Annotated in this window: 13 protein-coding genes, 1 tRNA gene and 1 pseudogene; 5 read left to right on the top strand and 10 right to left on the bottom strand. The window is 72.2% G+C overall.

The genetic code is table 11. The annotated features are described in order from the left end of the window. The first annotated feature begins 296 nt into the window (after positions 1-296). Positions 297-446, top strand: a complete 150-nt coding sequence (locus DMP15_RS01135) for a hypothetical protein (RefSeq protein WP_157818417.1) — start codon at positions 297-299, stop codon at positions 444-446. A gap of 64 nt (positions 447-510) precedes the next feature. On the opposite strand, the pseudogene DMP15_RS01130 reads toward DMP15_RS01135, so the two are convergent. Continuing rightward, positions 511-1,722: pseudogene (locus DMP15_RS01130) on the bottom strand (M20 metallopeptidase family protein). Between the two features lie 109 nt (positions 1,723-1,831). On the opposite strand from DMP15_RS01130, the gene DMP15_RS01125 reads away from it, so the two are divergent. The 4 genes from DMP15_RS01125 (at position 1,832) to DMP15_RS01110 (ending at position 3,889) form a co-directional block, all read left to right on the top strand. Beyond that, a complete protein-coding gene (locus DMP15_RS01125; protein WP_174525539.1) occupies positions 1,832-2,347 on the top strand; it encodes a tRNA adenosine deaminase-associated protein in 516 nt (171 codons plus the stop codon). 1 nt (position 2,348) lies between these two features. After that, a complete protein-coding gene (locus DMP15_RS01120) occupies positions 2,349-2,822 on the top strand; it encodes a nucleoside deaminase (RefSeq protein ID WP_083658636.1) in 474 nt (157 codons plus the stop codon). 21 nt (positions 2,823-2,843) lie between these two features. Further along, positions 2,844-2,928 (top strand) — tRNA-Ser (locus DMP15_RS01115). A gap of 184 nt (positions 2,929-3,112) precedes the next feature. After that, positions 3,113-3,889, top strand: a complete 777-nt coding sequence (locus tag DMP15_RS01110; RefSeq protein WP_337825363.1) for a hypothetical protein — start codon at positions 3,113-3,115, stop codon at positions 3,887-3,889. Positions 3,890-3,934: 45 nt separating this feature from the next. Here DMP15_RS01110 and DMP15_RS01105 read toward each other — a convergent pair whose 3' ends face one another. The 9 genes from DMP15_RS01105 to DMP15_RS01065 all read right to left on the bottom strand — a co-directional run bounded on the left by DMP15_RS01105 (position 3,935) and on the right by DMP15_RS01065 (position 12,280). Continuing rightward, a complete protein-coding gene (locus DMP15_RS01105) occupies positions 3,935-5,155 on the bottom strand; it encodes a tyrosine-type recombinase/integrase (protein ID WP_337825362.1) in 1,221 nt (406 codons plus the stop codon). Between the two features lie 11 nt (positions 5,156-5,166). Beyond that, positions 5,167-5,454 carry a helix-turn-helix domain-containing protein gene (locus DMP15_RS01100; protein WP_337825361.1) on the bottom strand — a complete coding sequence of 96 codons (288 nt, stop codon included), beginning with the start codon at positions 5,452-5,454 and terminating at the stop codon, positions 5,167-5,169. Beyond that, positions 5,451-6,821 carry a DUF3631 domain-containing protein gene (locus tag DMP15_RS01095; protein WP_337825360.1) on the bottom strand — a complete coding sequence of 457 codons (1,371 nt, stop codon included), beginning with the start codon at positions 6,819-6,821 and terminating at the stop codon, positions 5,451-5,453. Before DMP15_RS01095 ends, DMP15_RS01100 begins: the two co-directional genes overlap by 4 nt. Continuing rightward, on the bottom strand, positions 6,818-7,756 hold the full coding sequence (locus DMP15_RS01090; RefSeq protein ID WP_337825359.1) for a bifunctional DNA primase/polymerase: 939 nt from the start codon (positions 7,754-7,756) through the stop codon (positions 6,818-6,820). Before DMP15_RS01090 ends, DMP15_RS01095 begins: the two co-directional genes overlap by 4 nt. Before the next feature lie 199 nt (positions 7,757-7,955). Next, positions 7,956-10,187, bottom strand: a complete 2,232-nt coding sequence (locus DMP15_RS01085; protein WP_337825358.1) for an FtsK/SpoIIIE domain-containing protein — start codon at positions 10,185-10,187, stop codon at positions 7,956-7,958. Beyond that, the gene (locus tag DMP15_RS01080) at positions 10,187-11,089 is read right to left on the bottom strand and encodes a hypothetical protein (RefSeq protein ID WP_337825357.1); all 903 of its coding nucleotides are present in this window, start codon (positions 11,087-11,089) and stop codon (positions 10,187-10,189) included. The genes DMP15_RS01085 and DMP15_RS01080 overlap by 1 nt, the downstream gene beginning before the upstream one ends. Further along, positions 11,086-11,409, bottom strand: coding sequence for a hypothetical protein (locus DMP15_RS01075; protein ID WP_337825356.1), 324 nt, complete (start codon positions 11,407-11,409; stop codon positions 11,086-11,088). The genes DMP15_RS01080 and DMP15_RS01075 overlap by 4 nt, the downstream gene beginning before the upstream one ends. Then, positions 11,406-12,011: a hypothetical protein gene (locus tag DMP15_RS01070; RefSeq protein WP_337825355.1), complete on the bottom strand. Its 606-nt coding sequence runs from the start codon at positions 12,009-12,011 to the stop codon at positions 11,406-11,408. Before DMP15_RS01070 ends, DMP15_RS01075 begins: the two co-directional genes overlap by 4 nt. Beyond that, positions 12,008-12,280: a hypothetical protein gene (locus tag DMP15_RS01065; RefSeq protein WP_337825354.1), complete on the bottom strand. Its 273-nt coding sequence runs from the start codon at positions 12,278-12,280 to the stop codon at positions 12,008-12,010. Before DMP15_RS01065 ends, DMP15_RS01070 begins: the two co-directional genes overlap by 4 nt. Between the last annotated feature and the right edge of the window lie 92 nt (positions 12,281-12,372).

Genomic DNA, 12,372 nt, shown 5'->3' with positions numbered 1-12,372 from the left:
ACGGATGAAGCTTTCGTCGGGAAACTGTCGATCCGTGGCGTTCTGTCCGTTTCGTCAAACAGTTCTCCTCGACGTTAACGAGACGTCGCCCCCCATGCCGGATGAGGCACCGACATGTCTGTGAGCGGAGTCATTCGAATCGGTACTTCCGCAGGCGGGACAGCGCTTTTCCGACGTGGGACCGTGGTCGGCGGGCGCAGGCAGCGCCCGTGGGACTCGCAAGCGTCGCGACTCCGCCCGGGTCATCCGGACCCGGTCACCGGACCCGGCGCGTGCCCGTGTGAGGAGGAGCCGTCATGGCTGTGTCGAACGCCGTCTTCCTGTCGATCATCGCGAGCACGGGGGTGGGCCTGGCGGTCACCTCCGCGCTGGCCGCCTACGCCCAGCGCACCTGGAAGGGCTACGGCCGCGTGGCCCCGGCCGAGCAGGTCGAGGAGACCGTCTGAGCGTCCGCGCTCCCGGCGCCGCATCCCACGAGGGGGTGCGGCGCCGTCGCGTACCGGGCGGGGCTCAGCCGGTCGCGGCCAGGGCGAGTCCCGCGTACACGGCGACCCCCGCCGGGAACGCGGCCTCGTCGAACACCACCCGGTTCGAGTGGTTCGGCGGGGCGAGGGCCGGGTCGACCGACGGCGGCCGCGCCCCCAGGAACGCCAGCGAGCCCGGCACCCGGTCCAGCACGTAGGAGAAGTCCTCCGCCCCCATCAGCGGGTCCGGCATCGCCACGCAGGCGCCGCGGCCGAGCACCTTCTCCGCGACGCGGACCAGCCCGGCGGTCGCGCGGTCGTCGTTGCGGGTGACGGGGTAGCCCGGGACGATCTCGGCCTCGGCCGTGCAGCCGTAGGCCAGCGCGGTGTGCCGGCAGTGCTCGGTGACCGCCCGGTGCAGCAGCGTGCGCACCGGCTGCGACAACGTCCGCAGTGTCCCGGTCAGCTCCGCGGTCTCCGGGATGACGTTGTCGGTGGTGCCCGCCTCGATCCGGGACACCGTGAGGACCGCGGACTCCTGCGGCCCGACCCGGCGGGTCAGCAGCGTCTGCAGGCCGCCGACCATCGCCGCGGCGGCGGGGACCGGGTCGCAGGCGTCCTGCGGGGCCGAGGCGTGCCCGCCGCGGCCGGTCACCCGGACCCGCAGCACGTCCGCGGCCGCCATGATCGGGCCCGGCCGGTGGTGGAGCTGCCCCGTCGGCACCGTCGAGGTGATGTGCAGGGCGTAGGCCAGCTCGGGGTCCTCGTCGAGTACGCCCTCGTCGATCATGTGCCGGGCGCCGTGGAACCCCTCCTCGCCCGGCTAAAACATGAACACCACCCGGCCGGCGGTCCGGTCCCGCCGGTCCGCGAGCAGCCGCGCGGCCGAGGCGAGCATGGCGGTGTGGGTGTCGTGCCCGCAGGCGTGCATGACGCCGTCGGTGGCCGAGGCGAAGTCCAGTCCGCTGTCCTCGGGCAGCGGCAGCGCGTCCATGTCACCCCGCAGGAGCACCGTCGGCCCGGGACGGTCGCCGTCGAGGACGGCGGTCACCGAGGTGCAGGACCCGCCCGTGCGGATCCGCAGCGGCAGCCCGACGAGGGCCCGCAGGACCGCGTCCCGGGTGCGGGGCAGGTGCAGTCCGAGCTCCGGTGCCCGGTGCAGCGCCCGGCGCAGCGCGACCGTCCGCGGCTGCAGGACACGAGCGGCCTCGAGCAGGCCGCCGGGGAGCCCCGCGACCGAGGCGGGCGTGATGGGCATGGACCGATCGTCGCTGACCGGAGCCCGTCCGGCGCCCGCGGGCCCGGTGTGACCACGCGTACCTGGTCGTGGCGTGACTCACAACCCCGGAGCGACGTACCGTTGACGCGTGGCCACACAGAGCGTCGAGGCAGCCCCGGACACCCGGGGCGCCGCCCTGCCCGGATTCGCGGTCGCCGCGATCCGGGAGGAGGGCCGTTGGCGCTGTGTCCGGCTGGACTCCGAAGCGCTCGTGGACCTCGACGCGGCGATCACCGCGCTGCGCGCGCAGCGCTCCACCGGCGCGGTGCTCGGCCTCCTCGACGTCGACGACGAGTTCTTCGTCCTCCTCCGCCCGTCCGCGGGCGGGGTGCGGCTGCTGATCTCCGACGCCGTCGCCGCGCTGGACTACGACATCGCCGCGGACGTGCTCGACCTGCTCCGCGTCGAGCTCCCCCCGGACGACGACGCCCTCGACGACGCCTGGCCGGAGGGCGACCTCGGCATCCTGGCCGACCTCGGCCTGCCCGCCGACGAGCTGGAGATCCTCGTCTCCGACCTCGAGCTGTACCCCGACGAGCAGCTGGACACCATCGCCCGCCGCTGCGGGTTCGCCGCCGCGCTGGACGAGCTCGTCGGCTCCTGAGTTGTTCCGCCCGGCCGATCGGCTCGCGCTGGGCCGTGCCCTCGACGTGGCGCGCGATGCCGCGGCAACCGGGGACCTCCCGATCGGCGCGGTCGTGTTCGCCGCCGACGGCACCGAGCTCGCCGCGGCCTGCAACGCCCGCGAGGCCACCGGCGACCCGACCGCGCACGCCGAGGTGCTCGCCCTGCGCGCCGCCGCGGCCGTCGTGGGGGAGTGGCGGCTGACCGGGACGACCCTCGCCGTGACCGTCGAACCGTGCACGATGTGCGCCGGCGCGATCGGGCTGGCCCGGGTCGAGCGCGTCGTGTTCGGGGCGTGGGAGCCCAAGACCGGTGCCGCGGGCTCGCTCTGGGACGTGCTGCGCGACCGGCGGCTCGCGCACCGGCCCGAGGTCGTCGGCGGGGTCCGCGCAGGTGAGGCGGCCGCGCTGATGCGCGAGTTCTTCGGCCGGACCCCGTGCACCGACCGCGACTGAGCTTCTTGTAACCTTGTCGGCGGTAGCGTGTCCGAGCGGCCGAAGGAGCGCGCCTCGAAAGCGCGTGAGGTTCACGCCTCCGTGGGTTCAAATCCCACCGCTACCGCTGGTCAGAGGGTCGGATCCCCGAGTCGGGGGTCCGGCCCTCTGTCGTTGGTTGCAGTTGTGGTTGCGCTTCGCAGGAGCCAGAGGCCCGAGTTGGCTGGGTGGGATGCTCCGGTGGAGCGCAGGGCTGGCTGGGGCTCGGGCGGCGCAGGCGGCAGTGTGCAGTTGCACGATCGGAGAACGGCATGCACGAACTTGATGATGAGACGAAGCGCCGACTCGGTGAGATCTTCGCTGTCGTCGAGCTTTGGCAACGCCGGGTATCTGATGTAGCCACGCGACCTGAGGCCGGCAGCAGTCTTGCTGGAGATGATGCCGCTACTGATCCGTACCAGATGTCCCACTCTGCGCACCTGGCTATGGCTAGCGCGGTGGACCATCTCAACGCGTTGCAGAGCTTGGTTCGGGGCGCGCAGGCAGTGCATCCGTACGCATCCTTCACGATCCTCCGTGCTGCGATAGAGAACGCGTCCGTCCCTCTGTGGCTCCTCGCGCCGGCTGGTCGCCAAGAGCGAGTGCTGCGGCGACTTCGACTGCAATGGGGAGATGCTCAAGACTTTCACAACGTGACAGGCGGAGCGCCAGACGATCTAGCGTCTAGAAAGGCAAAGCTGCAAGAGGTAGGCAGGGAAGCGGGCCTCTCGCAGGATGCAATCGCTACGATCGCGGCCCGTCCGGTCGCGTACTCGACCATCGTTCAAATTGCGGGCGAGGCTAATCCGGACCTGACCGGGGATATGGCCCTTTTCTGCTGGCGTTCATGCAGCGGTATGGCTCACGCGAAGCCCTGGGCGACCCTGTCGGTGCTAGAACAAGAGCAGATCGGTGAGGTGGCTGCGGGTGTCCTGGATCTGAGAGTGACTGCGTCGGATTCGAATCTGGTCACTATGGCGCTGGCCGGCATGTTGATGACAAATGCTGCATGGGGCCTTATTGACGATCGAGCGAAGCGTCTGATCTAGCGCGGCGCCGGCGACAGAGTCTGCCGCCGGCGCCACATCACGGGCTTATGGCTTCCATAAGAGCCCGCCCACCTGTATCGCTACGTCACGCCGAACTGCTGCGACAACGTGTTGGTATCGAGCTGCCATCGCAGTGCTTGACCAACCCATCACCGCCATGACTGTTCGCTCCGTAACGCCGAGTAGTAGCAGGACTGTCGCCGCGGTGTGTCGCGCGTCATGTAGGCGCCTTTCCGGGACCTCTGCCCTGTCCAGCAGCACCTTCCAATTTGTGTAGTCGGTCCGCGGATTCAACGGTTGTCCAGTGGGTGTGGTGAAGACATATCCGGTGTCCTCCCACAGGTCGCAGGCGGCGGCTCGCTCCTCATCTTGGTGCTTCCGGTGAAGACGCAGCAGCTCCACCAACGGATCGGGAAGCCCCATCCCGCGTCGGCCGGCGCGGGACTTCGTCTTCGCCGTCTCTGGCCTAAGAGCCACGCGGTCGGGGCAGTGCCCGCCGAACTTGCGCCCGCACGGTGTCGTGCAGCCGTGGGCCCACTTCGGCCTCAGGCGACTCCGCATCACCACTAGCGTTCCGGCGTCCAGATCGACATCGGACCACTTGAGTCCGAGAGCCTCGCCCTGCCGCAGCCCGAGGGCGAGGGCCACAGCCCAGCGCGCTGCGTTTCGGCCCTTGTTCGCTGCGTCGAGGATTCGCTGTACTTCCTCGACGGTGCACGGCTCGACCTCCTCCTCGTCCGGCTGCGGCGCGCGAGCAAGCGAGGCGGGGTTCTCGGTGATGTGCTTGCGCCGCAGCGCCTCGTTAAGCGCGGCTCGGATCGTCCGGTGGACCTGGTGAGCCCGACCGGGCTTCGCCCCGGCAGCGACCATCTTGCGGTAGAGCCGTTCCAAGTGCTCGGGTTCGAGGCGGTCGATCCGGTGGGCGCCGATGCCGGGGATCAGGTGGACACGGACTGCGACGTCGTAGGCGATGTGGGCGTTCTCCGTGATCGCCGGCGGCGCAACGATGGTGTCCAGCCAGTGCCGGAGCCACTGCTCGACGGTCCAGGTCTGGCCCGCCTTCCGGACCTTGCCCTCGTCGCGGTCTCGTTCGAGCTTCCGGACCTTCTTGGTCACCTCTGCCTTGGTCTTGGCTCGGACGTGGCGGCGGTCGGGGCGGCCGTTGTCCTTGGTGCCGACGGTCACGTAGCCGTGCCACGAGCCATCGGAGCCCTCGAAGATGCTGGACCGGCCGTTGGCGTTTCGGGTGCGCTTCTCGCGGGTCATGTCCGGTCCTCTCAGGCGGCTCGGTGCTTGGCGACGAGCCGGGCGGCGAAACCGGCGATGGCGTCGGCATGGATGCGTCGGAGTCGTCCGATGAGGACGGATTCCAGCTCGCCGGTGCGGACGTAGGCGTACGCGGTCGTCTTCCCGATGCCGAGCTGTTCCGCGGCCTCCTCGACGGTGAAGAGGACCCGTGCCGGCCGGTGTGCGGGCTCGGGCTCGCGAGGCGCCGGCTGGTCGGCCATGAGGGTGGCGAGCTGCGCGAGGAGCTGCCCGATCTGCGCGGTGCGGTCGTCGGTCATCGGGCACCTCCACTGGTAGCGGTTACGTCGGTTACAGCGGTTACGTGCCTGGTCAGAGGCGTAACCGACGAGCGGGGCGTAACCGCAGCGTCGGTTACGGGTGTCTGCTCGGGCGGGTCGTCGGGTGAGGGCTCGACAGGGGGCGTAACCGTCGGTGCGGTTACGCGGTCGGGATCGGTTACGCCTCTGACCTGCGCCGTAACCGGCGTAACCGCGGTAACCGCACCTGCCGGGGTGGCTTCGGTGGCGGGTGGCAGGTAGCGGGCGAAGGCGTCGAAGAGTGCGCCGTCGACGTGGTAGCCCTTGGTGACGTGTCCGCCGATGCGCAGCGGGCCGGGGCGGACGCCGTAGCGGGCCAGCTCGCGGGCGAGGCGTCGGGCGTCGAGGGGGCGGCCGTCGAGGTCGGCCCAGCCGGCTTCCTCGTCGGCGCAGAGCCGGCCGATGATGTCGCTGGTCGCCATCCGCTCGGCCTCGTGCGCGGTGAACAGAGCGCGCAGGTCGGCGAGCAGCCGCGTCCCGACCGACGTGCCGGTCTCGGTGGCCTGCCCGACGAAGTGCACAGCGGCGGCGCGGGCGGTGTCGGGCCAGTGCCCACCGGCGAGATCGGCGATGGCGAGCAGGGGCTCCCAGACCTCGGCGGCGCGGTCGGTGACCTGCTCGGGCATGACCGGCTCTGCCCCGACCAGCTCGTCCTCCCCGACCCTGTCGAGCCACGCGGCGAGCTGCTCGCGCAGCGGCGTCGCCTCGTTCTCGACCCGACGCTCGCGGAACGCCTCGGCGCGTTCGTGCGGGGCACGGCGGCGCATGTGCACGGTGATCGCGCGGGTGGTGATCGTGGCGGGCATCGCCCCGGCGATCCCGGCCAGCGCGACCGGGGCGAAGACCGGGAATCGCTCGACCTTCATCCGGGAGGCGTCGCCGACGCAGCGGGACACGGTGGCCGAGCGCTTGTAGCCGGAGTTGAGCAGCCCGCGCAGGTCCTCGTTGTTCCCGCCGCCCTTGGGTGAGAACACGGCGTCGATCTCGTCGAACAGCAGCGTGACCGGGCCGTCGCAGAGCATCCGGAAGATGGCTGCGGTGGTGATCGAGATGGTCATCTCGGGCTTGCGGACGAGGTACTGCGCTACTTCGAGGACGCGGGTCTTGCCGGAGCCGGGTTCGGCGCTGTCGAGGATGAGGCGCGGGGTCGTGTAGAAGTGCTGGACGGCGTGGGTGTGGGCGTACCAGAGCGCCAGCATCGGGGCGGTGTGCCGGTCGGGGAACACCGAGAACCGGGAGACGAACGCGGCGACCTGGTCGAGCAGCTCGGACGGCGCGATTGCGGGCAGGTCCGGGACGGCGCGCAGGCCGGCGGGTGTGGTGCTCATGCCGATCGCCGCCCCTCGCCGTGGGAGCGAGTGCTCGACAGGGTGGGCAGCCGACGGGGCCGGCGGGCGCCGTAGCCGAGTCCGGACGCGATCGTGGCGGCGATGTCGCCGGCGGTGCAGTCGCACGGCCCGTCGACGATGTGCCCGGCCGCAGCGGTCAGGTCCGCGGCGGCCTGGTCGCGGTCGAGCACCCCGGCCCCGACGAGCTGCCCGAGGGCGCGGGCAGCGGTGAACACCGCGGCGTTGTGGTCCCCGCGCCCGGCCTGAGCAATGCGCTGCAGCTCGGCCCGCACGACCGCCGACACGTAGGCCCCGGCGTCGCGTGGCGTGGTGGTGGGCCGCTCAGACGGCGCTGAGTTGGCCGTGGCGGGGCGAACGGACAGGTGCCAGACCAACCACCCCGGCAGAGGGGGCGGGTCGGTGTCGTCGAGCAGTTCGTAGGAGCCGTTCGGGAGCCGGCTGCCGGGGGCGAGCACCTGCCCGCCGTGCCCGCGACTGTCGAGCATCGGTCCGAGCGTGCGGGCGGTGTTGCCGAGCCGGACCGCGGGGGCCCGGAAGTACAGGTGTCGGCCGCCGGACGGTGTGGCGACGGTCCAGGTGTCGGGCAGCCCGCCCCGGCCGGCGGCGAGGCCGGCGAGCACGGCGACGCCGTCGCGGCTCTGGTCGGGGTCGGTCGGCTTGGGGGTGTCGCAGTCGACGACCAGGAGCCGGGAGGGGCCGCAGGCGATGCCGGCGTTGTGGTCGGGGTGGGAGGTGAAGTAGTCCACGATGGTCTCCGGGCGAGTGGTGGCGCGGGACTCCCACGCCGGAATGGCGGGCTGCTTGCGGCCGGGTAGGACCGGGAAGAGGTGCCAGCCGCGGGCGGCGAGGTCGAGCCAGCCGGCGAGACGAGCACGGTCTGTGGGACTGCCGGAACGGTCACTCTGTGTCGACATTCGGGCTCCTGATTTCGGCATGGGTCTAGCGCCGCAGCACCCGTGTGGATGCTGTGTGGAGGGATTTCCGGGTGTGTTCGCCCTGGTGGCGCTAGGTTGCTAGCGGGCTGATCAGATGTGGTGTGGCGCGCTAGCGACGGGTGCTAGACCTAGCGGGGCTCACTGCTAGTCGCACCCGCCGCCGCGCCCTCTCGTCTGGCTACTCGGTGTCACCGTCGGTGCCGGTGCGGCGCCGCCGTTCTGCGGTCTCCCACGCGGTCGTGATGGCGTCGCGGTGATAGCCGCGCCGGTTGCGTCCGTCGCCGGTCTGCGGGTCGGTGCCCCACACCTGCTTGGGCTCGACCCCGTACGGGCGCAGGGCGGCGGCGAGCGTCGCCGGAGTGGTGCCGGCGTAGGTGGTCGGCCACTGATCGACCAGCCGGGCGGCGATGACGTCGGACCACAGCCGGTCCTCGCCGGGGGCGAACACCGCGGCCACGTCACCGAGCGCGGACCGCGACGGCCCGCCGGTCACCTCGACCGTCTCGCCGACGGCGTGGCCGGACAGGGTGCCGGCGGCCTCCCGCAGTGCGCGGGCGCGCGCGGCGATGGTCTCCGCGGCGGGTGCGTCGATGTAGGCCGAGCGCACGATCTGCGGCTCGTCGGCGGCGCCGACGAGGTAGCCGATGCCCTTGTCCTTCGCGGTGAACGTGGTCGCCCGGATGCCGTTCTTGTAGGCGCTGGTGCCGAGCACCATGTCGTTCTCGGTCTGGCCCATCACCCGCAGGCAGAACCGGGTGCCGACGTTCGCGCTGACCCCGGTGGGCAGCGACTTCGCGTCCGGGCGCTGCGTGGCGAGGATGAGGATGATCCCCATCGCCGGGCCGCGCTTGATGATGCCGGTCGCGAGCCGGTCGGCCTCGTCCTTGAAGTCGGGGTGGGAGAACAGCTCCTGGCACTCGTCGACCGCCAGGACGATCGGGAACAGGCCCAGGTCACGGCGCCCGGAGATCTGCGGGGTGACCTTGTTTTCCGGGCACAGCTCCCGCGGGAGCTCCCGGATGCGCTTGGCCCGGGTGTTGAGCTCGGCGTACAGCTCGCGCAGCGACTCCATCGCCAGTTCCAGCGTGGCGTCGTCAGCGCCGGAGGCATAGCGGTGCGCGCACCCTTCCATCGGCGACAGGTCCCCGGTGCCCTTCAACTCGAAGATCCGCAGCTGAGCTGTCGGGTCCAGAGCGCAGGCCAGCAGCAGCACCCGCAGCGCGAATGTCTTCCCCACCCGCGGCATCGCCCCGATCAGGACGTTCGAGAACATCAGCAGCAGCGACACCGACCGGCCGCGCTGGTCGGCACCGAACGGCACCGGCTTGAACAGGTCCACCTCGCCGTGCGCGGCGAGCGGCCACGGGCGCGGCTTGGCCTGGCTCATGTCCTGGTCGCCGACCCACAGCACGAGACGGCCGGCGTGGGCGTCGTGCGCGGGCTCGGGCCACACGCAGCCCAGCGGGCGACGCAGGCCGGACGCGAGCCGATCACGACGCTCGACGATGTCGGTCACCGTCACCCCGAACGGCAGGTCGACGTCCGCGCGCCAGCCCGGCCCGTCACGGGTGATCGGTGCGGGGAACGTGATCCCGTTGGGCCCCTTCGCGAGCGCCTTGTTCATCTCGCCCAGACCGAGCGCGCCCAGGGCCCGCACGACCACCTCCGAGGTGAGCCGCGTCGGCCGATGGGTGACCACCGACCGCCCGGTGACCGGCTTGTCGGCCGGCGACCCGACCCAGCCGAGCACCAACACCCCGGCGACCAGCAGGACGGCGAGCAGCCACGGCGGCGCGAAGGTCCACAGCGCCACCAGGGCACCGGCCCCGCCGAGCACCGCGGCGGCGAGCAGCCGTCGCCGGACCGTGATCCGCTCGGCGCGCGCAGCGGTCAGACGCAGGTACTGGTCCGGCTCACCGGAGCGGATGGCCTGCTCCCGCAACGGTCGGGACTCGGCGTCGCCGGCCCACCGAGCGGCGCCGGCGACCGCGGTCACCGCGCCCCGCGGGGCGCGGGCCGTGAGGCGGGCGGCGTAGAGGGGCACTCGGACGGTGTGGAACCCGGTGGAGTGCCACGCCCATCCGGCGGCCCAGCGGGCGGCGGCCGCGATGTCCTCCCGGCTGCGCAGCCACGGTTCCACGACCGGGCGGCGGGACACCTCACGGCGCCACGGCAGTGCCACGTCCGCCCCGGTTGGCGGGTCCACCGCCACGTGCTGGACATCGGTGTCGTCGACGATCTCGCCGTCGACCACCGTCGGGCGGTAGGAGCGCTCGACAGGGTCGGCCGAACGCGGGCGGAAGTTCAGCACCCGGGCGCCGGTCCCGTCGTGAACGGTGTCGGGCGCGGGCTCGTGAACGGTCGCCGGGGTCTGCTGGTCGGGGTTCGGGGTGTGCGGGTGGTCGGTCATCACGCAGCCACCTCCTCGCCGGCCACCGGCCGGCTGTCGCGGGAACGAGCGGAGTCGATCGAGGCGGGCGCAGCGCGCAGGGCGGCAGCGACCTTGACGCTGGTGCCGGCCGAGCAGCCCGTCACCTGCCGGCACCACGCCGGCGTGACGTCGACCTGCTCGCCGGCGTCCCGGGCGCTGTCGAGCGCTTCGGACGCGGCACGGACGTAGTCGGCCAGCAGCCGACGCGGCCGGGCCGCCGCCTTCCGTCGGCCACCGCCACGCGGTGCCCGGACCGGTGCCGCCGCGATTCGCGGAGCGGGCTCGGCGGCCGGCTCGTGAACGTCGGGCTCGACCGGGTCGTGAACTACCGGAGTCTGCTCGGCGGCCGGCGCCGGCCCGGCGGCCACCGCGCGGTGCACCGCCTCGGTGAGCCGGTCACGCAGGACCGGGCCGGTCTCGGCGGTCGCGAACACCACCAGCGGCGGCACCGAGTGCAGCACCACCCTGGCAGCGGAGAACGGTGCGTCGCCCAGGCCCCACGAGGTCCAGGTGTTCATGACGTAGGTGGCGGCGAAGGTCAGCCACTTCGTCCGCCGCGCCCAGGTCGGCAACGCGACCTGGTAGCGGGCGGTGACCTGCTCGGCGCGCAGCACCGCGAGCAGCACCAGCGACACCATCGGGTCCAGCAGCCACGCGACCCACCACGCGGCCGACCACATCGGGGCGCCGGCAGCGGCGAAGCTCTGGACGTTGACCATCGTGAACGCCAGACCGAGCACGATGCCGGCCCACAGCAGCCCGTCCACCTGCGTACGCACCCGCTCGACCCGCAGCGCGATCACGTCCGGATCGGTGGTCAGGGCCCGCACCCGAGCCGCATCCGCGGCCTGCTCGGCGAGGCGCTCCACCGCGGCGCTCACCGGACACCCCGCGACGAGACGCGGACGACGTCGTCCGGGCCGGCGAGCATCCGAGCCACGGTCACCCCGGCGATCAGCGCTGGGACGCCGAGCACGATGACCCAGGCGATCGGGTCGGCCGAGAGCTTCACGACCGCCCACTGCACCCCGACCACCACTGCAGCGGTGGTCAGGATTCGGGCGGCGTTGTTGCCGGTGCGGCCGGCGTGGTGGATCGACTTCTGCACCTTGCGCCCGGCGCGTGCGCCGGCCGCCCACGACCACATCAGGACCAGCCCGGCCAGGACGCCGAGCGCGACGGCGATCGTCTGCCCGTTCACCGCTGCTCACCCCCGGCCGGGGTGGCGGGCCGGGGCCCGTGCGGCTCTACCATCGCGGTCTCCTCACGTGCGTTCTGCTGGTGGGGGAGAGCCAGCCCGGCGGCTACATCCGCCAAGATCCCGTCGCCGGGCTGGTGCTCACTGCGGTTCCCGTTGCGGCGTGCCGGCTGCGGGCGCAGCTCGCCACGTTCGATCGCGGCGACGTAGGCGTCGGCCGCGCGCTCCTCGGCTCGTCGCGATGCCTCGTCGGCCTGGGTCACGTGCCGGTCGTCGACGTGGTCGCATCGCCGGCACGTCCGCCACTCCCACCCGCAGCCCTCCCACGAGGTTGGGTCCTGCCACGGCTCGCAGGTCGAGTGCTCCCACAGAGAGCCGTCGCAGGCGCACGCCCGCCACACCGGGGCGGGGCCGAAGTCGTGACCGAGCAACCGGCACAGCGCCGGGTCGGCACATGCCGGGCACAGCAGCCGGCCGGACAGCCGAACCACCCAGCCGGCGGCGCGGGCCGCCGCCAGTCCGTCGGTCGTCGTCCGCACCTGGTCGGTACCGGCCAGGGCCATCGCGCAGTCGTCGCAGCCGACGGTGACCCGCAGCGCGATCACGCTGCCTCACCTCCGTAGCTCGGTGCGGGCGCGGTGACCTGCGCTGCGCGGGTCATCCGGGTCATGGCCCGGCGGGTGCTGCGCCGGCGCCGGCGCTCGGCCAGCTCCACCAACGCCCCGTCCACCGGGGCCGGTCGCGGGATCGGGGCCGGGCCCCACTCCTCGGCGATGACGCGGTCCCAGAACTCGTGCAGCGCATCACGCTGCTCGTCGGCCAGGGGCACGGTGCAGTCGTCCAGCTCGGCGGTGTCGTGTCGGTCCGTGTGCATGACGCTCCGATCCGTCTTAATACGGTTGCTGTGATTGCGACGGTAAGGCTCGACTGTCGCAACGTCAACCGCCGTCTTGAGACGGCGAGTAG

It is taken from the genome of Pseudonocardia sp. UM4_GMWB1 (assembly GCF_017312155.1).
GTDB classification, from domain to species: domain Bacteria; phylum Actinomycetota; class Actinomycetes; order Mycobacteriales; family Pseudonocardiaceae; genus Pseudonocardia; species Pseudonocardia alni.
The sequence above is the reverse complement of the archived record's forward strand: the minus strand, read 5'-3'. Positions and strand labels throughout refer to the sequence as shown.